Source organism: Clostridium caldaquaticum (assembly GCF_023806125.1).
GTDB classification, from domain to species: domain Bacteria; phylum Bacillota; class Clostridia; order Clostridiales; family Clostridiaceae; genus Clostridium_AT; species Clostridium_AT caldaquaticum.
Genome location: NZ_JAMSKT010000020.1, coordinates 36,068 through 60,000, shown reverse-complemented (window position 1 = coordinate 60,000; position 23,933 = coordinate 36,068). Strand labels below are relative to the sequence as shown.

18 protein-coding genes and 1 rRNA gene are annotated in these 23,933 nt (G+C 32.6%); 17 read left to right on the top strand and 2 right to left on the bottom strand.

Features of this window, described 5'->3' with window-relative positions; translation table 11 throughout:
* Nucleotide 1: 1 nt before the first annotated feature.
* Nucleotides 2-118: ribosomal RNA gene (rrf, locus tag M2651_RS12310) — 5S ribosomal RNA — on the top strand.
* A 370-nt stretch (nt 119-488) separates the two neighbouring features.
* The gene (gene fusA, locus M2651_RS12305) at nt 489-2,576 is read left to right on the top strand and encodes an elongation factor G (protein ID WP_252132648.1); all 2,088 of its coding nucleotides are present in this window, start codon (nt 489-491) and stop codon (nt 2,574-2,576) included.
* Between the two features lie 46 nt (nt 2,577-2,622).
* Here the strand turns inward: fusA and rbr are convergent, their stop codons facing one another.
* Entirely contained in the window at nt 2,623-3,210 is a 588-nt protein-coding gene (gene rbr / locus M2651_RS12300) for a rubrerythrin (RefSeq protein WP_252132647.1), read from the bottom strand.
* Between the two features lie 188 nt (nt 3,211-3,398).
* On the opposite strand from rbr, the gene M2651_RS12295 reads away from it, so the two are divergent.
* From M2651_RS12295 to M2651_RS14475, 14 genes are all read left to right on the top strand, one after another.
* Nucleotides 3,399-3,650 (top strand): hypothetical protein, encoded by a 252-nt coding sequence (locus M2651_RS12295; RefSeq protein WP_252132646.1) that lies wholly within the window; start codon nt 3,399-3,401, stop codon nt 3,648-3,650.
* A gap of 117 nt (nt 3,651-3,767) precedes the next feature.
* Complete coding sequence (locus M2651_RS12290; RefSeq protein ID WP_252132645.1) at nt 3,768-4,718, top strand: ROK family protein; 951 nt, start codon at nt 3,768-3,770, stop codon at nt 4,716-4,718.
* Nucleotides 4,719-4,853: 135 nt separating this feature from the next.
* Nucleotides 4,854-7,289 (top strand): DUF8726 domain-containing protein, encoded by a 2,436-nt coding sequence (locus M2651_RS12285; protein ID WP_252132644.1) that lies wholly within the window; start codon nt 4,854-4,856, stop codon nt 7,287-7,289.
* Nucleotides 7,289-8,215, top strand: coding sequence for an ABC transporter ATP-binding protein (locus M2651_RS12280; RefSeq protein ID WP_252132643.1), 927 nt, complete (start codon nt 7,289-7,291; stop codon nt 8,213-8,215). Before M2651_RS12285 ends, M2651_RS12280 begins: the two co-directional genes overlap by 1 nt.
* A gap of 22 nt (nt 8,216-8,237) precedes the next feature.
* The gene (locus M2651_RS12275) at nt 8,238-9,131 is read left to right on the top strand and encodes an ABC transporter permease (RefSeq protein WP_252132642.1); all 894 of its coding nucleotides are present in this window, start codon (nt 8,238-8,240) and stop codon (nt 9,129-9,131) included.
* A gap of 18 nt (nt 9,132-9,149) precedes the next feature.
* Nucleotides 9,150-10,697 (top strand): DUF8809 domain-containing protein, encoded by a 1,548-nt coding sequence (locus M2651_RS12270; RefSeq protein WP_252132641.1) that lies wholly within the window; start codon nt 9,150-9,152, stop codon nt 10,695-10,697.
* 2 nt (nt 10,698-10,699) lie between these two features.
* The gene (locus tag M2651_RS12265) at nt 10,700-11,689 is read left to right on the top strand and encodes an AAA family ATPase (RefSeq protein ID WP_252132640.1); all 990 of its coding nucleotides are present in this window, start codon (nt 10,700-10,702) and stop codon (nt 11,687-11,689) included.
* A gap of 104 nt (nt 11,690-11,793) precedes the next feature.
* Entirely contained in the window at nt 11,794-12,342 is a 549-nt protein-coding gene (locus M2651_RS12260; RefSeq protein WP_252132639.1) for a GNAT family N-acetyltransferase, read from the top strand.
* Nucleotides 12,343-12,437: 95 nt separating this feature from the next.
* Entirely contained in the window at nt 12,438-12,899 is a 462-nt protein-coding gene (locus tag M2651_RS12255) for a pyridoxamine 5'-phosphate oxidase family protein (RefSeq protein WP_252132638.1), read from the top strand.
* A 112-nt stretch (nt 12,900-13,011) separates the two neighbouring features.
* Nucleotides 13,012-13,410, top strand: coding sequence for a zinc ribbon domain-containing protein (locus M2651_RS12250; protein ID WP_252132637.1), 399 nt, complete (start codon nt 13,012-13,014; stop codon nt 13,408-13,410).
* A gap of 74 nt (nt 13,411-13,484) precedes the next feature.
* Nucleotides 13,485-14,363 (top strand): DUF58 domain-containing protein, encoded by an 879-nt coding sequence (locus tag M2651_RS12245; protein WP_252132636.1) that lies wholly within the window; start codon nt 13,485-13,487, stop codon nt 14,361-14,363.
* Between the two features lie 11 nt (nt 14,364-14,374).
* On the top strand, nt 14,375-16,174 hold the full coding sequence (locus M2651_RS12240) for a vWA domain-containing protein (protein WP_252132635.1): 1,800 nt from the start codon (nt 14,375-14,377) through the stop codon (nt 16,172-16,174).
* 88 nt (nt 16,175-16,262) lie between these two features.
* Entirely contained in the window at nt 16,263-18,959 is a 2,697-nt protein-coding gene (locus M2651_RS12235; RefSeq protein WP_252132634.1) for a VWA domain-containing protein, read from the top strand.
* Nucleotides 18,960-19,065: 106 nt separating this feature from the next.
* Entirely contained in the window at nt 19,066-20,274 is a 1,209-nt protein-coding gene (locus M2651_RS14475; protein ID WP_252132633.1) for a DUF4275 family protein, read from the top strand.
* A gap of 125 nt (nt 20,275-20,399) precedes the next feature.
* On the opposite strand, the gene asnB is transcribed toward M2651_RS14475, so the two are convergent.
* On the bottom strand, nt 20,400-22,244 hold the full coding sequence (asnB, locus tag M2651_RS12225; protein WP_252132632.1) for an asparagine synthase (glutamine-hydrolyzing): 1,845 nt from the start codon (nt 22,242-22,244) through the stop codon (nt 20,400-20,402).
* Between the two features lie 172 nt (nt 22,245-22,416).
* Between asnB and M2651_RS12220 the strand changes: the two genes are divergently transcribed.
* On the top strand, nt 22,417-23,655 hold the full coding sequence (locus M2651_RS12220; RefSeq protein ID WP_252132631.1) for a competence/damage-inducible protein A: 1,239 nt from the start codon (nt 22,417-22,419) through the stop codon (nt 23,653-23,655).
* Nucleotides 23,656-23,933 lie beyond the last annotated feature (278 nt).

Genomic DNA, 23,933 nt, shown 5'->3' with positions numbered 1-23,933 from the left:
ATCTGGTGACCATAACGTGAAGGTTACACCCGTTCCCATTCCGAACACGATGGTTAAGCTTCACAGTGCCGATGGTACTGCAGGGGAGGCTCTGTGGAAGAGTAGGTCGTTGCCAGGTTATAAAAAGCACTAAGTTTTTACTTAGTGCTTTTTATTTTTTTGACAGTTATTTTCGAAATTATCTGAAAACATATTGATGTGCAGCTATTAATTCTATATAATTAATATAAAATAGAAGTCATACTATTTTGAAAATTTTGTTTTAATTTTTGAGGAAATAAAAATTAAAATTAGAATATACATAGTAAAGTATAGATGTAGAAAAAGTTCAAATAAAATTAACTTATTTATGCAATAAAATTGATTAAATTTACCAAATATGTTCATATTAAAAATATGTAAGAAGGTGACTAACATGTAATGACTAAATTTATTAATTATTATTTTGAAAAGCATACATTATAATTTTAGAAAGGCAGGAGATTCTTATGAAAGATTACAGAACCAAAAACTTGAGAAATGTGGGTATAGTGGGTCATAGTGGAGCAGGAAAAACTACATTAACTGAAGCTGTGTTATTCTATACTAAAACAATAGACAGAGTAGGAAAAGTTGAAGATGGAACTACTATAAGCGACTATGATTCAGAAGAAAGAAAAAGAAGGATATCTGTATCTACATCAATAGCACCTTGTGAATGGGGAAATACAAAAATTAATTTGGTAGATATGCCTGGTTATTTTGATTTTATCGGAGAAATGATTGAAGGTTTGAGAGCAGTAGACGTAGCATTAATTACAGTTTGCGGAGTATCGGGAATTCAAGTTGGAACGGAAAAAGCCTGGAATTATGTAAATAAGAATAAAATGCCTAGAGCGTTTTTTATAAATAAATTAGATAGAGAAAATAGTAATTTTGAAAAAGTACTTTTAGAATTAAAAGAAAAATTCGGAATATCAATAGTACCTATACAATATCCAATAGGAAGCGAAGCTGATTTCAAAGGTGTTGTAAACGTTATTTCAAGAAGAGCCAGAATATTTAATCCTAAAACACATCAAATGGAGGAGGCAGATGTACCTGCAGAGCTGGTGAATAAGATTGATGAGTGTAAAAATATGATTATGGAAGCTGTTGCAGAAACGGATGAAGTGTTACTTGATAAATATTTCAGTGAAGGCGAATTAAGCGATGAGGAAATATATCAAGGTCTTATCAATGGTTCTTCAAAAGGAGACATTGCACCTGTTATGTGTGGTTCTGGATTGAATGGCATAGGAATAGAAACTCTTGTAGAAGACATAGTAGAATGTTTTCCATCACCTGAAAATATAGAAACAGTAAAAGCAAAGGATGTTAAAACAGCTAAGGAAGTGCAAGTGAAGATTGATGAAAATGCTCCTTTTTCAGCTTTTGTATTCAAAACAATTGCAGATCCTTTTGTTGGAAAGATGTCTTTATTCAGAGTTATGAGCGGTAAGGCAAAGGCAGATTCAACAGTGTATAATTCTAAAAAAGATAAGCAGGAGAAGCTTGGAACAATGTATTTTGTTAGAGGTAAATCCCAAGTACCAACTCAGGAAATAGTGGCAGGAGATATTGGTGCTGTTGCTAAGCTTCAGTTTACCGGAACAGGTGACACTTTATGTGAAATGTCAGCTCCAATTGCTTTTGAAGATATAAAATTTCCTGAACCATCAATGTCTATGGCAGTGCTGCCAAAGTCTAAAGGAGATGAAGATAAAATATCTTCAGGCCTTAATAAGCTTTTAGAAGAAGATCCTACTTTTAAGATTTCAAGAGATGTTGAAAATGCAGAGGTGATAGTATCTGGTATCGGGGAAACACATTTAGATATAATTGCAAGCAAGCTTAAGAATAAGTTTGGGGCGGATGTTATATTGGAAAGTCCAAAGATACCATATAGAGAAACTATTAAAAAATCAGCAGATGTACAAGGAAAACATAAAAAACAATCTGGCGGTCATGGACAGTATGGTGATGTTTGGATCAAATTTGAACCAAGAGATGACGGAGAAGATGATTTACAGTTTGTAGACCAGGTTGTAGGCGGTGTTGTTCCAAGACAATACATACCTGCTGTTGAGAAAGGACTAAGAGAATGTATACAACATGGGGTACTGGCAGGATACCCTGTAATACGTTTAAAAGCAACTCTCCATGATGGTTCTTTCCACCCAGTTGATTCTTCAGAAATGGCATTTAAGGTAGCAGCATCTCTAGCATACAAAAAAGGACTTCAAGCAGCTCAGCCTGTTTTGCTTGAACCAATTATGCATGTGGAAGTAAAAGTACCTGAAGATTATATGGGAGATGTAATGGGTGATATTAATAAAAAAAGAGGCAGAGTGCTTGGAATGGAACCGGATGAGGGATACCAGAAAATAGTTGCTGAAGTACCGATGGCAGAAATGTCTAAGTATGCTACTGATTTAAAATCAATGACTCAAGCTAGGGGAAGCTTTGAAATGAGCTTTGCAAGATATGAAGAAGTGCCAGCTGTAGAAGCGGCGAAAATAATTGAAAATGCCCAGAAATTAAAGGAAGCAGAATAATTATAAAAAACCTCCCTAAGAGTCAGGGAGGTTTTTAAAGTTTAAGTTAATAATTTTCAACTAATACTTCAAAATAGCTTTGAGGATGTAGGCAGGCAGGACATACTTTTGGAGCTTCTGCACCTTCATATATGTATCCGCAGTTTCCACACTTCCATAGTACAGAAGTTTCTTTTTTAAATACCGCATTATTTTCTACATTTGCAAGAAGATTTCTATATCTTTTTTCATGATGCTTTTCAATTTCTGCAATTTTTCTGAAAGCAGCAGCAACTGCTGAAAAACCTTCCTTTTCAGCTACATCAGCAAAAGCTGGATATAAATCTTCCCATTCTTCATTTTCGCCATTAGCAGCTGCTAAAAGATTTGTTTTTGTATCAGCAAGTGCTACAGGGAAAGCAGCAGTAATTTCTACAGTTTCACCTGCAAGTCCACCTTCATTTAAAAATTTAAAAAATATTTTTGCATGCTCCTTTTCATTATCCGCAGTTTCTAAAAATAGGTTGGCTATTTGATTAAAGCCTTCTTTCTTAGCAACGGAAGCATAAAAAGTGTATCTGTTTCTTGCTTGAGATTCTCCTGCAAACGCCTTCATTAAATTTTCTGCTGTTTTTGTTCCTTTTAATGAACTCATAGAAAATTCCTCCATCACAAAAATTAACTCCATATGTAACATATGGCACATTAATTGAATTATAACATAAAAAAAGCTTTTTAGGGCAAAATATTTGTTAAAAAATAATGAATATTTTATAAGGTATTACAAAAAATAAATATGTATTGTAAGCAGGAGAAAAAGAGTAAAGCTAAAGGAGAGATATTATGTCAGAGTATCGTTTAGAAGTAAACGGAACAATAGGGTTAAGTGATTATGCCAATATCAACGATTATATGAATATAATCGGTGAGAATGATAAGGTAGTAATTTCAATAGGACCTGGAGATGCACATAACGTAGAGATACTGACAAATATGTTACAGCATAATGGCCTGGAAATAGCAATTAAAGGCGGTCATGATGATGGAAGATATTATATTACCGCTTACAGAAGAGGCGATGAATTTAAAGGTTAGAAAGCACAAAGCACAAGTTATGTTAAAATATAGCTTGTGCTTTAATTTTAGATTATATTAGTTGTTCTTTTTTTATGATATAATAAAAGTAAGAAAATTTACTTTTGGAGGAATCAAATGGATAAGAATTATGTAGTGGGAATTGATTTAGGTGGTACTAAGATAAGCGGTGCACTGGCGGATTTACAAGGTAATGTATTAAGCCAATTTACTATGCCAACTGATGCTCATGAAGGTGAACAAGCTGTTCTTTCAAGAATTATTCAAGTAATAGAAAAGGTTATAACAGATAGTGGAAAGACAGCAGAAGAAGTAAAAGCAATAGGTATAGGTTCGCCTGGACCATTGGATGCTAAAAGTGGAATTATTATTACTACTCCTAATTTACCTTTTAAGAATTTCAAATTGGTTGAGCCAATAGCTGAAAAGTTTAATATACCTACATATCTTGATAACGATGCAAATGTAGCAGCTATTGGAGAATATATGCTTGGTGCAGGAAAAGGTACAACAAATATGGTTTATGTAACTGTCAGCACAGGAGTAGGCGGCGGAGCAATACTTAACGGAAAAATATATAGAGGAAGCACATCAAATGCTTTAGAAGTTGGGCATACTACTGTATTGCCAAATGGACCTAGATGTAACTGTGGTAATTATGGTTGTGTAGAGGCTTTAGCTTCTGGAACTGCAATAGGAAGGCAGGCAAAAGAGGCTGTAGAAAGCGGACTTGAAACATCACTTAAAAATTATGAAAAGGTCACTTCCTATGAGGTTTTTAAAGAGGCAGAAAAGGGAGATAAGGTTTCAAAAGAGATATTGGATAGAAGTTTAGGATACTTGGGAATAGGTATAGCAAATATTATATCAAGCTTTGATCCTGAGATGGTTGTTATAGGCGGTGGAGTATCTAAGGGAGGTCAAATCGTTTTTGACAAGGTAAAAGAGGTTGTAAATGAAAGATGTTTTAAAGCGATGGCAGAATCCTGCAAAATTGTACCTGCAGCTTTAGGAACAGATGCGGGGGTTATAGGAGCAGTAGCATTAGCATTATTAGAAAGTAAATAATATCAGTTAAAGAGAGCAGTTAATGCTCTCTTTTTTATAGTAATTATTTTGAAAATTGTAACTTTTCTGTTGCATACATAATATGGCAATGTTATGCTATAAATACACATTTATTTTTTAGAAAGCGGTGAGAATATGTGGGGAAAAAGATACAAAGGATTAATCTTAATTTTTACTGTATTTGTACTGTTATTAAATTTTAGAAATGTATATGCGGAAGAAAAAGAGCAGATAAAACTAAAGGTACAAGCAGGTATTGAAGGTGTATATAAAGTAGGCGGTACAGTGCCTATAAACATTGAAATTGAAAATAATATGAAAGATATTAACGGAGAAATACAAATAGAAGTAAATACAAGTCAGTCGGATAATCAAAATAATGTAAATTTATATGCACAAAGCATAAACCTGCCTTATAATTCATCTAAATCTGTTACTATGAATATTCCTATTACAAGATATATAACAAAAATCAAAATAAACTTAGTGGAAGGGAAAAATACAGTATACGAAAAAGATGTAACCATACCTGGCGGTCTGAATGCTAATAATATTCTTATTGGAATATTGAGCGATGACTTTGATAGTGTAAGCTATATAAGTGATATTAAAATTAATCAGGGAATTAATTATTCTGTTAGAAATGTTAAATTAAATGAAAAAAATTTCTCTAATGATAGTGATGCTTTGAATAATTTCAACGTAATAGTAGTGAATAACTTTGATACTTCCAAGTTAAGTATAGAGCAATATGAAGCGCTTAAAAAATGGGTTAATAATGGAGGTATGCTTGTTGTAGGAACAGGACCATCCTATAATAAAACCTTATCCATTTTTAAAAAAGATAATTTTATATCAGGAGAAATAGGCAGCGTTAGTGATATAAGCACTAAAGCACTTTATTCTATAGTAGAGGATAACAGTACTTTAGCTATGAGTATACCTTCTGTTTCTATAGATATAAAAGGAAGTACACAGGCATTAAAAGAAAGAAACTTTACATTAGTACATAAATTAGAAAAAGGAAGAGGAGTAGTGGCTGTAGCTGCTTTTGATTTTGGAATAAATCCTGTTGCAAATTGGAGCCAAAAGAAAATATTTGCAGCAAAGCTTATTGGGAATTTACTTCCAGACTATTATAACAGTGTATACTTTGAAAAAGGTGCTATGATGGAAAAGGATCTATATATTGTAAGCAACACCTTAAGAAATATTGCAGAACTGCCTATTCCTAAGGCAAAAAATCTAGCTATAATGTTTGCAGTATACATACTTCTTGTGGCTCCAGTAAATTACTTTATTCTTAAAAAATTAGATAAAAGAGAATTGATGTGGGCTACAGTACCCGCTTTATCTATAATATTTGGAATAATAATGTATTACTTTGGTTTTTCTACAAGAATTACTGAACCTATAGCAAACGTATTTTCAAGTGTAACTTTAGATAAAAGCGGTACAATGTCATCAACTATGTACGCTGGTATATTTACTCCATCGAAAATTGATATTAAGGTTGAAGGTGCTGATGGAATGAAAGTAAAAGCACTTCCTGTATTTAATTATGATTACTATAGGTCTTATGCTGGTAATGAAAAAGCACCAAAATTAATAGATGCAAAGATCACTTTAGGAGGAAAAGGCTCTATAGAGTTTTATGGTAATAGCATATTTAGCAGTAAAGCTGTTGAACTTAACAATGAGGATGTGAAAATAGGAAAGTTAGACTGCAGCATAAATTATTCAAATGGAGCTTTTAAAGGAGAATTGAATAATATTTCAGGCTTTGATTTTGAAGAAGCTTATATAATTACTAATGATAACTTCATAAGTCTAGGTGCTATAAAAAACGGAGAAAAAATAACTATAAACGATAAAGGAACTTACTATAATGGAACTATATACGAATTTACAAATAAGGCCTGGAAAAATCCATTTACAGGATCTAATCCAAAGACTAATCTTACAGATGAAGAGTTAAGTCAGTTTAGAAAAGATGAACAAAAAAGAGCTGCAATCAATCTTCTTTATCAGGGAGACTATATGAAAGTAACAGAACCAAGATTTATAGGTTTTTCTAATGCACCATTGTCAAAAGACATACTTGTTAATGGAAAAATAGTTAAAAAGTACGAAAGAACTCTTGTATCTGCTCCTGTTAATTTAACCTTTAGAACAGGCAATATTGTTGAATATCCATTAGGTTATATACAGCCTAAAGTTGATGTTAATAATATGAAGAGCGGTTATGGCTATAATGAAACAGGAATGGTGTTTTATGGAAACGGAACCTTTGAGGTATCTTATGATATTGATAAGAATATAGATGTTGAAAAGATAGAAACTACTATTAAGTATGAAGGAAAAAGTAAAACAAATGTTGTAAAACAATATATTTGGAATAGCAGTACAAGCAAATATGAAGAGTTGGCATCAACCAGTAACACATTTGAAAAAGATGAGGTGTCAAAGTATTTAGATAATAATAATACTTTAAAGCTGAAGGTTGAAATTTCTGAAATGGACTCTTATGTTGAAGTTCCCCGTATTTCTGTGAAAGGAAGTGTAAAGTAATGCTTGAGATAAAAAATTTGTATAAAACATATGGAAAGTTTACTGCGGTAGATAATTTAGATTTAAGCGTTGCTGAAGGAGAAATATTTGGTTTTGTAGGACCAAACGGAGCGGGGAAAACAACTACTATGAAAATTGTATGCGGACTACTTTCAGCTGATTCAGGGGAAGTTTATGTAGATGGGGTTGATGCTATAAAAAATGATAAGAAAATAAAAGAAAAGATAGGTTATATGCCAGACTTTTTTGGAGTTTATGATAATTTAAAGGTTAGTGAGTACCTTGAGTTTTATGCTTCTATTTATAATATAAACGGAAAAGATAGAGATAAGGTATGTGGAGAACTTTTGGAGCTTGTGGACTTAAGCAGTAAAAGAGATGCTTATGTAGATAGCCTTTCTCGTGGAATGAAGCAGAGGCTTTGTCTGGCTAGAAGCCTTGTTCATAATCCAAAGCTTTTAGTACTTGATGAACCAGCTTCAGGTATGGATCCAAGAGCCAGATTTGAGATGAAGGAAATTTTAAGAGCTTTAAAGGATATGAATAAAACTATAATAATAAGCTCTCATATACTGCCAGAGCTTGCAGAGCTTTGTACTACCATAGGTATTATTGAAAAAGGCAAAATACTTCTAAGAGGTACAGTAGATGAGATTATGTTAAAGGTTTATAGAAACAAAGGCGTAAAGATAAAGGTACATAAAAATCTTGAAGAAGCAGTTACTGTACTTAAGGAATTTCCAAATGTAGATAATATAACTACAGGGGAAAACACCATTCAGGCTTATTTTGAAGGTGGAGAGGAAGATATGAGCAATATGCTTAAAACGTTAGTTAATAGAAACATACCTGTAGTATCTTTTTCACAGTTGGATGGTAATCTTGAAGACATATTTATGAAAGTAACGGGAAAAGAAGAAAATTAATACTAATAGAGGAAGTGAATTTATGAATGTAAATCCGGTATTATTAAAAGAAATTAAGGTCAGGATGAGAAGCTGGAAGGTAGTATGCCTGATTATAGCTTATCTTTCAGTACTTGCCTTAGTTGCGCTATTTCTTATGTTTTCTATTCAAAGACAAATGTATTATTCAAATATGGATCCATCAATGACAGTTAGTGTATACACAACTCTAGCAGTTATGCAGTTTATGTTAATAGTATTTATAGCTCCTTCACTGACTTCTGGAACGATTTCAGGGGAGAGAGAAAGGCAGACATTAGACCTTTTGCTTTGTACTAAAATGCCGTCAAGGTCAATAATAATAGGAAAGCTGTTTTCTTCAATAAGCCAGGTAATTTTGCTTGTTGTTGCTTCATTTCCTGTTTTTTCTATAGTATTTATGTTTGGAGGAATATCTGCTCTGGAGGTTTTTAAACTGTTTTTATTTTATATTGTAGTTTCAATTACTATGGGGAGCATAGGAATATTTTTCTCAACTTATATAAAAAAGACAACAGCTTCTAATGTTATGACCTATGGTTTTGTGTTGTTTTTATTATTTGGGACATTATTTATAAATGTGTTTTATACTTCTTTTTTAATAAGAGGAACACCTTACAATAAGGTTTTTCCCCTTTCTTATATAAATCCTTTAACTGGTTTTGTTTCTCTCTTATCAGATCAGTTTGGGGGCTATGGAATGGCAGGAAGCATACTGCCAGGAGTATACATACCATTACCAAGAACGAGCATTCAGAGAAATACAGGGTTAGATGTTATACCTCTTTGGCAGATTAATTTAGCTGCAAATTTAATTTTATCATCAGTACTCATATTTTTATCTACTATAAAAATAAACCCCATAAAGAGAAGAAGATTTAAAAAAATTAAAAAATAAATTATAGGTGTGATTAGAGTGGAAGAAAAAAATAAGGCATTTATAGGTGTTTTAAAGAAAATAAGGTTTAGACTTGCAGTTAAAAAGGCTATTGATAATTTGTTATTAGTTTTGTCCATAGCCTTAAGCTGCAGTATTATTGCTGTAATAGTTTCAAGGTTTGTTCCTATTTATAATTTTTATGTAATAGTATCTTTAATAATGGCAGCTGTCTGCAGCTTAACTATAATATTTTCTATTATAAAAAGACCTAGCCTGCATTCTGCAGCTCTATCTATTGATTCTTATGGGCTTAAGGAAAGAGCTATAACCGCCTTTGAGCTTTTAAAAGAGGAAGGAAGCTTTGCACAGCTTCAAAAGAGGGATGCCTTAGAGCATTTAAAAAGCTTTAATTATAAAGAGTATATTAAGTTAACACCTCCTTTAAAAAATACATCAATTACTTTAGCTTTAATTGCAGTTATAGCTATTTCAGCCTTTACACCTAATCCTATGAATGAAATAGCTTCTGAAAAGCATAAATTAAATCAGACTAAAAAAGAGGAGCTTAAAAAGGTTAAAAAGGTAGAAAAAGAACTGGCTAAAAATGAGAAGTTAACTCCTCTTGAAAAGACGGAACTGGAAAAAAAGTTAAGTGAGCTAAAAAAGGATTTAAAGGACGCAAAAAATCAAAAGGAAATATATAAAGCTATTGAAAAAACGGATAAAAAACTGGAAATAGTTAAAGAAAAGTATGATAAAGAGGATTTAAAAAAGCTTACTGAAGCTTTGGCTAAAAGCGATTTGACTAAGAATTTATCGGATTTAATAAGCAAAACAAATACAAAAGAGCTTAAAGAAACTATAAAAATTGCTGCAGAGGAAATGAAAAATTTAACTGAAGAGCAGCGTAAGAAGCTGGCAGAGAAACTCTCAAATCTTTCTAAAGAATTAAAAAGCAATGAAGAGCTAAAAGAAGCTTTAGCTGGTTTATCTCAAAAGCTTGCAAGCGGTGAACTCGGTGATATAAGTGATGAACTTGAGCAGTTGGCACAAAATGCACAGGAAGTTATGAACAGTGATGAATTTAAGGAGGCTGTAGCTCAAATTCAAAAAGAGCTTAATCAAGATAGCGGAGGAGTACTTTCAGCACAAGGAGGAAACTCACCAGGCAATCAATCAGGTGGAAGCGAGATGCAGCCAGGACAACAAGGGGGAGCAGGTTCAGGTGCTGGTGAAGGCAGCAGCATAGGAGAGGAAAATCCTTCTGTAACATCGCCGCAAAGCTTAGGTTTGAATAAAAAGGACAGTTCAGAGGCAAAACAAGGTGAATATGAAAAAATATTTACTTCTAAAAATTTAGGAGGACAGGGGGAAACCTCTCAGATTACAGGAAAGAAAAATAATAGTGGAAACTCTGAAAAGGTTAATTCAGAGAAGGGCATTAATGTTAGAGGAGAGTCTGTACCTTATAATCAGGTTATAGGAAGCTATAAAGATAGTGCCATGCAGAGCATGGAAAGTAGCTTTATACCAGAGGGAATGAAGGAAATTATAAAAAATTATTTTACATCGTTGGAGGAATAACCATGGTGATAGATGAGAGAGAAATACAACAGATTGTTGATAAAATAAAAAGTGTTGAAGAAGAAATAGGAAAAGCAATAATAGGTCAAAAAGATATTGTAAGGCAGGTTTTGATTTCCATACTTGCAGGAGGCAATGTGCTTTTAGAGGGTGTACCAGGGCTTGGTAAAACTCAGCTTGTTAAAACTCTTTCTAAAGTTTTAGACCTTTCCTTTTCAAGAATACAATTTACTCCAGACTTGATGCCAGCGGACGTAGCTGGTACTAATATAATAGTAAAAGATGAGAAGGGAGACAGCAGTTTTCAGTTTCAAAAAGGACCTGTGTTTGCAAATATAGTTTTAGCAGATGAAATAAACAGAGCAACGCCTAAAACTCAATCAGCCATGCTTGAAGCAATGCAGGAGCAGACTGTAACAGTTGGAAAGAGCACTTACAGCCTGCCGCAGCCCTTTATGGTGCTTGCAACTCAGAATCCTATTGAGATGGAAGGAACTTATCCTCTTCCAGAGGCACAGCTGGATAGATTTTTATTTAAATTAAATGTAAAGTTCCCAACTCTTGAAGAGCTTCAGGACATTATGAATGTTACGGTTACAAACAAAGAAGTAGTACTTAATAAAATGATGAACGGAGAGACAATACTTAACATAAGAAGAATAATAAAAGAAGTACCAATAGCAAAGCCAGTTCAGGAATATGCATTAAAGGTAGTGCTCGCAACTCACCCTGAAAATGAATTAGCTCCGGAAATTACAAAGAAGTATATAAGATTTGGAGCAAGCCCAAGAGGAGCTCAGGCAATTATATTAGCTTCAAAGGTCAGGGCACTTATGGAAGGAAGATATAATGTATCCTTTGAAGATGTAAAGTATGTAGCTTACCCAGCCTTAAGGCATAGGTTTTTTCTGAATTTTGACGGTATTGCAGATGGTATGACTACGGACGGGCTTATAGAGGAAATACTGAATAGTCAGAAAATATTAATATAAATCAATTTATTTTGAATATTAGCTGTTTTGATGAGTATTTAAAGAGTGAGAGCAAAATATTAAAGTAGCTATTATAATTAACATTATGATAAGGAGAAATATCAATGAAGAATTTAGGAACTAAAACTATAGAAACTAAAAGACTTATATTGCGTAAATTTACATTATCGGACGCTGAAGATATGTATAAAAATTGGGCAAGTGATGATGAGGTAACTAAATTTTTAACTTGGCCATCTCATTCAGATGTAGAGGTAAGCCGAAAAGTAATTGATACATGGATAAAAGGTTATTCGGATGATAAAAACTATCAATGGTGCATTGAACTAAAAAGCACAGGAGAAGCCATAGGAAGTATTGGTGTAGTTGATTATAAAGAAAATATTAAGGCTGTGGAAATAGGTTACTGTATCGGGAGAAAATATTGGAATCAAGGTATAACTTCGGAAGCGCTTAAGGCCTTGATAGAATTTTTCTTTGAAGAAGTAGGTGTTAATCGCATAGAATCGAGGCATGATCCACTTAATCCAAATTCGGGGAAAGTAATGTTAAAATGTGGTTTAAAATACGAAGGAACGAGGATAAAAGCTGGTAGAAATAATACGGGAATTTGTGATGTAGCAATGTATGGAATAATAAACCCTAAAATTTGAGTATAGTCTTTATTTATAATTGTAGCACGCTTTTTTTATGTAAATATAACTTTAAAATTAGAAAAATTTAAAGAAAAGGAGTTTGTAAAATAACTATGTTCAGAGAAATGAGAAGAAAAGACAGAGAACTTAATAGGGCAGAGGCTATAGAAATATTAAAATGCTGTGAGTATGGTATCCTATCTACAGTAAGCGAAAATGGCTATGCTTATGGAGTGCCAGTAAGCTATGTATATGAGAATAACTCTATATATTTCCACTCTGCTGTAGAGGGACATAAGCTTGATAATATAAAAAATAGTAATAAGGTATCTTTTTGTGTAGTTGGACAAACTACAGTTCTGCCTGAAAAGTTTAGTACGAAATATGAAAGCGTAGTTGTTTTTGGAAAAGCAATAGAGGTTACTGGAGAAGAAAAAACTATAGCTCTGTTGGCTTTAGTAAATAAATATTCACCAGAGTATATAGAGAAAGGTAAAGAATATATTAAAAACGCTGGTCAAAAAACAAAATTAATAAAAATAAATATTGAGTATATTTCCGGAAAGGCAAGATGAATTTTGAGGGATTTTCTTTATTTATTCTCAATAACAATCTTTGGTATATTAAAGTAGTGATTGCCTTAAGTGCAGCTATTATAATTAATATTATTATAAGGAAGAGATTTATATGAATTTATTTGTATTTATTATATACATTTTTGTGTTATCATTAATTTTTTCTTATTTAGACAAAAAGTATAAACTTGCAGCTAAATATGAACTTAAGGTTAGTAAAAAAGTAAGAGTATTAGTCAATATTGTTAGTATAGCTTTGTTTGTAGCTTTGATGTATTTATCTGAACATGAAGAGTATATTACTTCGTTATGGCTAAAAGTATTTCAGGGTATAATATTTGTTCCTGTGGCTTTTCGTTTTTATATATACAGTGTAGTTTCACAAATTAAAAGAATTGAAGAAGAAAAGCGTAAAAAAAGAGATATTGAGATAAAGTTTTGTTATTATTGCGGAAGCGGGTTAAATGAAGGTAATATATGCCCAAACTGTGGTAAGGAATTGGAAATGTAAATAACATAAATTATAAAGATGAAAAAACATAAAGATAATAGTAGATAATATAAAAATAAGCAGCGAGGATTAAAATGGAAGATAAAATTTTTGATTCGGAATTTCTTAAAAAGCTTGATAATATAGCCTTAAATGCAAAAATTACTATGAACGAAGGTGCTGCAGGAGGGAGAAAATCTAAGGCAAAGGGAAGTTCTGTGGAGTTTTCCGATTTCAGAGAGTACTCTATTGGAGATGACTTTAGAAGGATTGACTGGAATGCATATGGCAGATTTGAAAGGTTATTTGTGAAGCTTTTTATGGAGGAAAGAGAAGCTATTGTAAACATATTTATAGACTGCAGCAAGTCTATGGATTTTGGAAGTCCTAAAAAGTGCTTGACTGCTTTAAAGCTTTCGGGAGTTCTTTCTTTTCTAGCACTAAACAATTTAGACAGGGTTTGTATTAATCAAATAAAGGGCACTGTTTTAAATCAAAGCAATTCTGTTACAGGAAAGAATATGTTTTACAGGTGTTTAGATTTTCTTCAGAAGACAGAGTTTTCAGGTGAGACAAATATAAATGGTTGTTTAAAAAGAAAAGATATTAAAGCTAGAGGAATAAGCATTATTATATCTGACTTTTTCTCAAAGGATGGTATGGAGGAAGGTATAAAGTACCTTCTTTATAAAAATCAGCAGGTAATACTTATACATGTGCTTTCTCCAGAGGAGCTTAAGCCTGAGATTTACGGTCAGGTTAGACTTGTAGACAGTGAAAGCGGAGAAGGAAGAAACTTAACTATAACTCCGACAATTTTAAAGCATTACGAGAAAAATTTAAATTTATTTATTAATAACATAAAGAGCTTTTCAAATAAGCTGGGAGTAACCTACATACAAGTAAGCTCTGAAGATAAAATAGAAAAAATAATTTTTGATTATTTAGCCCAGGCAGGGGTTATTAACTATTAGGGAGTGAACATATGAGATTACTGTATCCTGCAGCTCTGTTTTTTCTTATATCTATACCAGTAATAATAGCGATGTATATATTAAAGCAAAAATTTGAAGAGAGAAAAATTTCAAGTTTATATTTATGGAATCAGGTTATAAAAGATATAGATGTTAATACTCCTTGGCAAAGATTAAAGAGCAGCCTGCCCCTTATTCTTCAAATAATATTAGCTTTACTATTAACACTTGCTTTAACAGATCCGTTTTTACTCATAAAAGGAAGAGGAGAGCAAAATATAATTATAGTAATAGATACTACTGGAAGCATGAAGGCTGCCTATGAAGACAGCACAAAATTTGAAGAAGGAATAAAAAGAGCAGAAAAGCTTATACGTTCACTAAGGACAGGAAGCAAGATAACTTTAATATCGTCAGGAAGTAAGCCAAGGATTGAGATAAGCTTATCAGAAAACAAGGAGGATGCTATAAACAAGCTGAAAAATATAAAGATTACTAATGCAGCTGGAGATATAAATGATAGTTTATCCTTAGTAAAATCAATATCTAAGCAGGATAAAGGCTACAGGAGTATATTTTTTACTGATAAAAATGTTGATATTAAAGGTATAAATGGCGAGGTTCAGGTACTTAATTCCTACTCTGAAAATGTGAGTTTGGATTACATATCCCACAGCAAATCAGAAAGCGGCATTAATGCAATAATCAGAATTAATAATAGAAGCAGTAACAGTCAAAAAAGAGAAGTTGCTCTTTATGCAGAAGAAAAACTCTTTTTTTTAAAGGATGTGGAACTTAAGCCTAAGGAAGTAAAAACTATATATTTTGCAGGTTTACCTAATTATACAAAATATCTTCATGGAGAAATAAGTAAAAAGGATTCACTTAATGAAGACAACAGTATTTATGAAGTTGTTAAGAGTACTAAGGGTCAAAAGGTGCTTTTAGTTTCAGAAAGAAATGTATTTATTGAAAAAGTTTTAGCATCATTAAACAATATAGAGCTTTATAAGACTAATTCTTTTGAAAATATAATGGATAAGTATGATTTATATATTTTTGATGGAGTGTCACCGAAAGCTCTTCCAAAAGAAGGAGCAGTTTTATTTTTAAATCCTCCAGAGGATAGTGAAAGTTTTAAAGTTAACGGTGATATAGATGGCGGCTTAGGTGAAGCAGTTAAGAGCAGTATAACTAAATATATGGAAAATGTACATTTTACTGTTTCAAAGTTTAAAAATATAGAAGTTCCATATTGGGCAAGTGTATTTTTAAAAGTAAATAACAAGCCAGCAGGGTTTGTTGGGGAGCTTAAGGGACAAAAGACAGGAGTTTTAGCCTTTGACCTTCATAGCAGCGATTTTCCTCTAATATCTGAGTTTCCTATTTTTATGCATAATTTAATAAGTTATTTAACTGATTTTGATTTTCAAACAAAGTCCTCCTATAAAAGTGGAGAATCAATCACAATAAATTCAATAGGAGATATAGAAAAGCTGTCTATGAAATCTCCTTCAGGAAGCAGTAAGGATATTGAAGTTAAATATCCAATAAAGCCCTATGAAAATACTGATGAAATAGGAATTTACAGACTTACTCAAAGCTTTAAAGGTGATGAAACAGAACGATTGTTTGCTGTTAATTTTCCTAGTGAGAAGGAGTCTGATATAGATACTGAAGACAAAACTTTTAATAATGCAGAAAGCAATAGTATTCTAAATTCTTCAGGAATAAATCTTAAAAGCTTTCTTGTAACAGCAGCACTCTTAATACTTATGGCAGAATGGATGGTGTATGTATATGGCTATTAATTTTACACGTCCCTATTTACTTATACTGTTACCCATTACATTGTTTTTAGTTTTTTATACATCTAAAAGGCTCAGCAGAATATATAAAGTGAAAAAGAATACCATTTTAATAGTAAGAAGCATAATTTTTATTCTGCTTATTTTAGCTTTAAGCGGCTTTAGTTTTAAATGGAATGCAAAAGATGCTGCTACGGTGTTTGTGATTGATGCTTCAGACAGCATGCTTGCAAATAAGTCTGCTGTAGAAAAGTTTGTAGCAGATGCTATTAATAAAAAGACTTCTAAGGATGCAGTAGCTGTGTTAAGTTTTGGAGACAACGCATTAATTGAAAGTTTTGTTTCCAAAAGCCCAGCTTTTAACGGTCTTGAAACTAAGGTTAACGGAACTTATACAAATATAGAAAATGCGCTTACAACAGCCATTTCTTTAATGCCCGAAAACAGTAAAAAGAGAATAGTGCTTATAACAGACAGCGAGGAAAATGAGGGTAAGGCTTCAAAAGCAGCACCTTCTATTGTGGAGCAGGGAATTGATTTAAAGGTTTATAAAATAGATAAAGCTATGGGAGACGAAGCAGCTGTAGACAGCATTAATATTCCTAAAAGGCTTAATATTGGCGAGGACTTTAATGTAGTTGTTAACATAACCAGTACTGTGGCAACTAAAGGAAAGCTGACTTTATTCAGTGGAAAGGACAAGGTTTCAGAAGAAAGTGTTCAGCTTTTAAAAGGAAGTAATAGTTTTGTGTTTAAAGACAGGGCTTTAAACGGAGGCTTTAAAAACTACAGAGTGCTTTTAGAACCAGAAGCAGACAGTGAAGTTAAAAATAATGAAGCTTCAGCTTTTACTAATGTTAAGGATAAGCCTAAAATATTGGTAATTGAAGATGCAAAGGGGGAAGCTGAGGAACTTATCAATATACTTAATGCTTCAGGAATAGAGTATAACAAAATTGATGCAGATTCAGCTCCAAGAACTCTTCAAGAGCTTACTTCTTATAATAGCATAATAACCTGTAATGTTTCAGCAGAAAATTTAAATGAAGGCTTCTTAAATTCTCTTGAGCCTTACGTTAAGGATTTTGGAGGAGGCTTTGTAGCAACAGGAGGAGAAAATTCCTTTGCTCTTGGGGGATATTTCCAAACTAATCTTGAAAAGGTACTGCCTGTAAATATGGAGATGAAGGGTAAAAAGGAAATACCTGAAATGTCCATGATGCTTATTATAGATAAGTCTGGCAGTATGACAGGTGGAAGCGGCGGTATTACTAAGCTTGATGTGGCAAAGGAAGCAGCTGCAAGAACCTTAGATTCATTAAGAATTAAGGATGAAATAGGTGTTTTAACTTTTGATGATACAAATTACTGGGTAGTAAAGCCTAAAAAAGCTGAAGATAAGGAGAGTATTAGAGATGATATAGGTACTATAAGACCAGGCGGGGGAACAAGCATACTTCCTGCCCTTGAGGAAGGCTATAAAAGCTTAAAGACTAGCAATGCCAAGATTAAGCACATTATACTTTTAACAGATGGTCAGGCTGAGCAGTCAGGTTATGATGAGCTTGTAAAAAGAATTAAAAAGGATAATATAACTGTTTCTACCGTTGCTGTAGGGCAGGATGCGGATAAGTTTTTGCTTGAAAGTATTGCAAAAGGTGCTGACGGAAGATTTTATGCAACAGACGATATATCAAATATACCTACAATATTTGCAAAGGAAACCTTTATGGCAGCAAAGGCTTATTTAAACAACAGAGAGTTTACTCCTGTTATAAGTAGCAGCCATCCTATTATAGCAGCTGCTGAAAATGGACTCCCAAGCCTTTTAGGGTATATAGGTGCTTCCCCTAAAGATGCAGCAAAGGTTATTTTAAGAAGTGATGAGGATGATCCTATTTTAACTATTTGGCAGTACGGTCTTGGAAAAACTGCAGCGTGGAACTCCGATATAAATGGTAAATGGAGCAGAAACTATGTGGGCTGGAACAACAATGTGAGGCTTTGGCAGAACATTATAAACTATTCTATCTCAAATTATGAAAGCGAAGAAGCTTCTATAGAGGCAGAGCTGCAGGGAAGCAAGGGAATCATAAGCTTTACGGATAAAAATTTCAAAGAAGAAACAAATACTACTGCCATAGTAGTGACGCCTTCATTAGAAAGTATTGAAGTTAAGCTCTATCCAACAGAGCCTGGGAAATATGGTGGAAGCTTTGATGTGAAAGAGCCTGGAGTTTACATGATAAAGGGTGTACAGAATAAAAGCGGAGAAATCTTAAATACAGCTACTAATGGGCTTGCTGTGCAGTATTCTCCAGAGTATAGAGTATATAATGAAAACAGCAGTTTAGATATGTTAGTTAATGATTCAGGGGGAAGTTATATAAAAACGCCGGAAGAAGTATTTAAAGGGGAGCTTAAGGACGTGTCAGGAAGAACTGATATGACAACTCCTTTTATTATAATAGCTTTGTTATTTCTTATTTTTGATATAGCTTTAAGAAGATTAAACCTTTCCTTTGAGAAGGTTGACTCAAAAATAAATATAGTTAAAGAAAACGTATATAGCAAGGTAAAGGGTAGGAAGAAAAATTTTAAAACTTTGACTAGAGTTAAAACTAAAGCAGATGCAAATAAGATAACAGATTTGGAAAAAATTTCACATGATTCAGAAAAGTCTCAGACTAATATAATTGAAGAAAAACCAAATATACAAGAAAAATTAAAAAATAATACTATAGATACATCGGAACTTTTAAGAAGAAAGAAAAATAGATATAAATAAGAGTAATTCAGGTGATTTATTAAATGGCGGGATGGTGGGAAGACATAATTTAAGTACATGATAAAAATATATAATAGCTGTTAAAGCAGAGAGGCGGTATTTTAAAGTGAAAATATCAAATCATATTTTAAAATGTGTAAATAATAGAAGATTTGTCAGCAGGAAAGATAAGGATTTTTATGAGTTAACTTTTGGTACTAAGAGGATATGGTTTTCAGAAAAACTAAATATTGTACCTGATAAAAATATTATTTATGAGCTCACAATTAAAAATGGGAGAAAAATAGAAGGAAATATATTAGTACTTGGAGAAGATAAATTTGGTTTTTACGTAGTTTTTCGTATGCTTAGCTGGAGATTAGCCTGGATAGAGCCATCACCTTCAGAAAAAAGAATACCTAGAGGGGCGGTAATAATAAGACAAGTTTTTAGTCCTAAGGCTATTAAAGGTGGAACAGAACTAGTAAATCAGTTTCAAGGTGTTTGGCCATATTTTTATTGCTCATCTATGTCTATTGAAAGAAAAGACAATAGTATAAAACTTTTATTTCAGGAAGGCGGCTTAAGAGATATGGCTGTAAAGCTAATACTTTTGAATGTACAAAGTGAAAGTTATGAAGGTGAAGAGTGTACATGTTTGGAATATTTTACAGGTAAAAAAATAAATGATTTAGATATAAGAAAAGGAGAGGATGGCAGTTTTAATGTTTTGCTTAATAATAATTATATAGAATATATACCACCTGAAGATTGTGATAGCTCAAATGAAACTATAATAGAAGTTGAGGGCATTACTAGTGTTACTCAGCCTTCTGAGGATACTGCAATAGAACATATTAACGAAGGTATTATAAGATGTGAAAGCATAGAAATATGCTGTTACAATCTTTTTCATATAATACTGGAAGAAAAGAAAATTAAGTATATTCAGCTTTTTAATAACGATTTAAAAGATTGTTCTGAAGCAGAAAGTTTAAGAAAAAAATGGCTTGAGGAGTTTGCAAAAGATGTTGATACTTCAGGTATTTATATAGAGGCATTTCTCTGGCATGTTTTTAGCAACGAACGTTTGAAAGCACTGCAGGGTGAAGAAGCAAAGGAGAAATTTAAAGCTAGTTCTAAGAAAAACGTCTATATGTTCTTAAACGAAGGGTATTTTGCTTATTATTTAGAAAATGCGGATAAGCTTTTATTAGAGGACATAAGATTTTATAAAGATATTTATGTAGTGGACGAAGATTTTACCTGGACCTTTGTAAGCACTCATGAAGATGGTTGGTATGGACCTTATTTTTATATGAAAGAAAAGAGGTAAAATAGTTAATGAAATTTGAACTAAGGATGGGATATAACAATTATGAAACAAAAGCAAATTATTTTATAAATTAGTTTAAAAACAGGTATGATTAACAAAGCTGAAATGTTAATCATACCTGTTTTCTATAATTCTATCTGAACATTATATTCCTTAAGCCAAATATTTATTTGAATTAAATAAGCTATAACCTGAGGTCCGGTCATAAGCTGCCCGTACCAAGGCTTTTTAAAGGAGTTACCTCCTGTTTCAACAATTTCTTTAACTGTATCAAAATTTATAAGGTCAAGAATTGGGGAACTTTTATCATTTAATATTGAAGTCATCATCTTTTGAACAGCCTTTGTGTATATAGGATTATGAGTCTTAGGATAAGGACTTTTTTTCCTAAATATAATTTCATCAGGAACTATTCCCTTTAAGGCTTCACGCAATAAGCCTTTTTCCCTGCCCATATAGAATTTATAAGCGTTGGGTATGTTAAAGGCATATTCCACAAGTCTATAATCTGCAAAAGGAACTCTGACTTCAAGACTGTTTGACATAGACATTCTATCTTTTCTATTTAAAAGGGTAATCATAAACCATTTAACGTTTAAGTAAAACAATTCTCTCATTCTTTCTTCTGCTTTATCTTCTCCATAAAGTTTTGGAACAGCTTTTATTGTTTCTTCATATCTACTTTGTACATAATCTTCAATAGGAAGTTTGGAAAGATTTTGACCAATAATATCTTTTCTTGTGGATAAGGATTTTGCCCATGGGAAAGAGCTGAAATTTATATCTTCTTTACGGGTAAACCAAGGATATCCTCCGAAAATTTCGTCAGCACATTCACCAGATAATCCAACGGTGCTGTGCTTTCTTACTTCCCTGCAGAATAAATAAAGCGATGAATCTATATCTGCCATGCCAGGAAGGTCGTTTGCTTTTACTGCTTCGTAGAGAGCTTGTGCAAGTTTATTATTGTCTAAATAAACATTATGGTGATTGCTTCCTATGAATTTTACCATTTTAGAAATGTAGTAGCTGTCAGAGTTTGGCTGATATTCATTAGGTTTAAAGTATTTATTGTTATCTACATAATCAATAGAAAAAGTGTTTAACTGGCCACGGCCTTGTTTTTTAAATACTGCAGCAGCAATAGCAGAAATAACGCTGGAATCCAATCCTCCTGAAAGAAAGGTGAATACCGGAACATCGCTTACAAGTTGTCTTTCAATAGCGTCAAGTAATAAGCTTTTTGTATGTGCAGCTGTCTCTTCAAAGCTTTCTTTATGCTCCTTTGCTTTAAGCTTCCAATATTCTGTTAAAGCAGCATCTCCATTTTTATAATATAGGTAATGTGCTGGAGGCACTTCTTTTATATATTTAAACACGCCATTTCCTAGAGTTCTTGCCGGTCCCAAGCCGAAAATCTCTAAAAGTCCTGTTTCATCTACCACTGGTTTAATCTTTGGGTGCTTTAAAAGTGCCTTTATTTCTGAAGCAAATATTATTGAATCTGGCTGCAAAGAATAAAATAGAGGTTTCACACCTAATGGATCTCTGCAAAGAAAAAGTTCTTTGCTATATTCATTCCATATCCCAAAGGCATATATTCCATTTATATATTTAACACATTCATATCCCCACTCAATAAAAGCAGTCAAAAGTACTTCTGTGTCGCTGTACGCTTTAAAAGTATAACCTTTTTCAAGAAGCAGCTTTCTAACATCTTCAGTATTGTAAAGTTCTCCATTATATACAATCGTATATTCTTTACCTTTATGAACTCTTGTCATTGGTTGAGCTCCGCCTTCAGGGTCAACTACTATTAATCTTCTATGCCCTAGTGCTGCATTTTTATAAAGTTTGATACCAGAGGCATCAGGTCCTCTTTTGCTTAAAGTGTCTATCATAGCACCTAATATTGGGTGAGCTTTAGTTAAATCTAAGTTTTGGTCTATAAAGCCCGCTATACCGCACATAAAAATCACCTCATAATTTTATTTTCATATTTATTCATAAATCTCATGTTTTCAATATATGTTTTTAAAGAAAAAATGGTTACTAAGAAGGAAATACCAATATAAATATTGAATATAGAAACTATAAGTATGTAAAATAATAGTAGTTAATTTCCATTAAGGAGGTCTTAAAATGAAAGCAGAAATTTTATCTGTAGGTACAGAGATTTTGCTTGGAGATATAGTTAACACAAATTCGCAATATTTATCCAAAAGACTAGCTGATTTAGGAATATCAGTGTTTCATCAATCTGTTGTTGGAGATAATGAAGATAGACTTTATAATGCCTATGAACTTGCTTTTAAAAGAGCAGATATAGTTATTGCAACAGGAGGATTGGGACCTACCAAAGATGATTTGACAAAAGAAATTGGAGCAAAATATTTTCGGAAGAAATTGATTTTACATGAGGAATCTTTAAATCAGATTAAAGAGTTTTTTCATAGGCTAAATAGAGAAATGGGTGAAAGTAATAAAAAACAAGCTTACATACCAGAAGGAGCAGTAGTACTGCCTAATTCTAATGGAACAGCGCCAGGATGTATTATAGCTGAAGATAATAAAATTCTTGTTATGCTTCCAGGGCCTCCAAAGGAAATGATTCCTATGTTTGAAAATTGTGTTGTTCCTTATCTTTTAAAATTTTCTGACGGTGTTTTAGTATCTAAAGTGCTTAGAGTAGCTGGTTTAGGTGAAAGTGCTATGGCAGAAAAAGTTCAGGATATTATGGATAGTCTAAGAAATCCAACTGTAGCACCTTATGCAAAAGACCATGAGGCAATACTTAGAATAACTGCTAAAGGGAATACAAAGGAAGAAGCTGAAAGCTTAATTTCACCTATAGAAATTGAAATAAGGAAAAGACTTGGTGAGAATATTTATGGAGAAGGGGAAACAACTCTTGAAACTGTAGTTGGAGAAATGCTTGTAAATAAAAAGCTTACTATAGCAACAGCTGAGTCTTGTACAGGAGGTCTTTTAGCAGGGACATTAATAAATTATCCAGGCATTTCGTCTGTATTTGTGGAAGGAGCTGTAACATACAGCAATGAAGCTAAGATAAAGAGGCTTAATGTAAAAAAAGAGACTTTAGAAAAGTATGGAGCTGTAAGCGAAGAAACGGCTAAAGAAATGGCTGAAGGTATTGCTAAAGCAGCAGGTACAGATATAGGAATATCTGTTACAGGTATAGCAGGTCCTGGTGGAGGAACAAAAGAGAAACCCGTTGGTTTAGTTTATGCAGGTTTATATATTAAAGGTGAAGTAAAAGTAAAAAAACTAAATCTTTCCGGCGACAGACAGAAAATTAGATATAGAACTGTAATCAGTTTGCTTGATTGGCTTAGAAGAGAGTTAATTGGCAGAATTTAAAATACATTTACTAAAATAAAAATGCACTATTTAAAAATGCCTGTTAAAAGGGAATTTTTATAAAGTGTATTTTTATTTTAAATTTTAATTAACATAAATTACAAATTTATTAATATTTGTCATAATGAAAGGTTATTTGAAAAATGATTAATAAAATTACTGTAAAATTATGACAAAACTGAATATAAATAATATTATTGACAACTGGAAAATAAAACCTTATACTGAAATTAATTAGGAACCTAATAATTATTTGTAATTTTAAGGAAAGGAGTACA

Excerpts from the sequence above, each read along its gene's own strand:
- M2651_RS12260 (WP_252132639.1), top strand. The coding sequence starts at position 11,794 with ATGAAGAATTTAGGAACTAAAACTATAGAAACTAAAAGACTTATATTG.
- fusA (WP_252132648.1), top strand. The coding sequence starts at position 489 with ATGAAAGATTACAGAACCAAAAACTTGAGAAATGTGGGTATAGTGGGT.
- M2651_RS12240 (WP_252132635.1), top strand. The coding sequence starts at position 14,375 with ATGAGATTACTGTATCCTGCAGCTCTGTTTTTTCTTATATCTATACCA.
- M2651_RS12255 (WP_252132638.1), top strand. The coding sequence starts at position 12,438 with ATGTTCAGAGAAATGAGAAGAAAAGACAGAGAACTTAATAGGGCAGAG.
- rbr (WP_252132647.1), bottom strand. The coding sequence starts at position 3,210 with ATGAGTTCATTAAAAGGAACAAAAACAGCAGAAAATTTAATGAAGGCG.
- M2651_RS12295 (WP_252132646.1), top strand. The coding sequence starts at position 3,399 with ATGTCAGAGTATCGTTTAGAAGTAAACGGAACAATAGGGTTAAGTGAT.
- M2651_RS12280 (WP_252132643.1), top strand. The coding sequence starts at position 7,289 with ATGCTTGAGATAAAAAATTTGTATAAAACATATGGAAAGTTTACTGCG.
- M2651_RS12275 (WP_252132642.1), top strand. The coding sequence starts at position 8,238 with ATGAATGTAAATCCGGTATTATTAAAAGAAATTAAGGTCAGGATGAGA.
- M2651_RS12245 (WP_252132636.1), top strand. The coding sequence starts at position 13,485 with ATGGAAGATAAAATTTTTGATTCGGAATTTCTTAAAAAGCTTGATAAT.
- M2651_RS12290 (WP_252132645.1), top strand. The coding sequence starts at position 3,768 with ATGGATAAGAATTATGTAGTGGGAATTGATTTAGGTGGTACTAAGATA.
- M2651_RS12250 (WP_252132637.1), top strand. The coding sequence starts at position 13,012 with ATGAATTTATTTGTATTTATTATATACATTTTTGTGTTATCATTAATT.
- M2651_RS12265 (WP_252132640.1), top strand. The coding sequence starts at position 10,700 with ATGGTGATAGATGAGAGAGAAATACAACAGATTGTTGATAAAATAAAA.
- M2651_RS12285 (WP_252132644.1), top strand. The coding sequence starts at position 4,854 with ATGTGGGGAAAAAGATACAAAGGATTAATCTTAATTTTTACTGTATTT.
- M2651_RS12220 (WP_252132631.1), top strand. The coding sequence starts at position 22,417 with ATGAAAGCAGAAATTTTATCTGTAGGTACAGAGATTTTGCTTGGAGAT.
- asnB (WP_252132632.1), bottom strand. The coding sequence starts at position 22,244 with ATGTGCGGTATAGCGGGCTTTATAGACCAAAACTTAGATTTAACTAAA.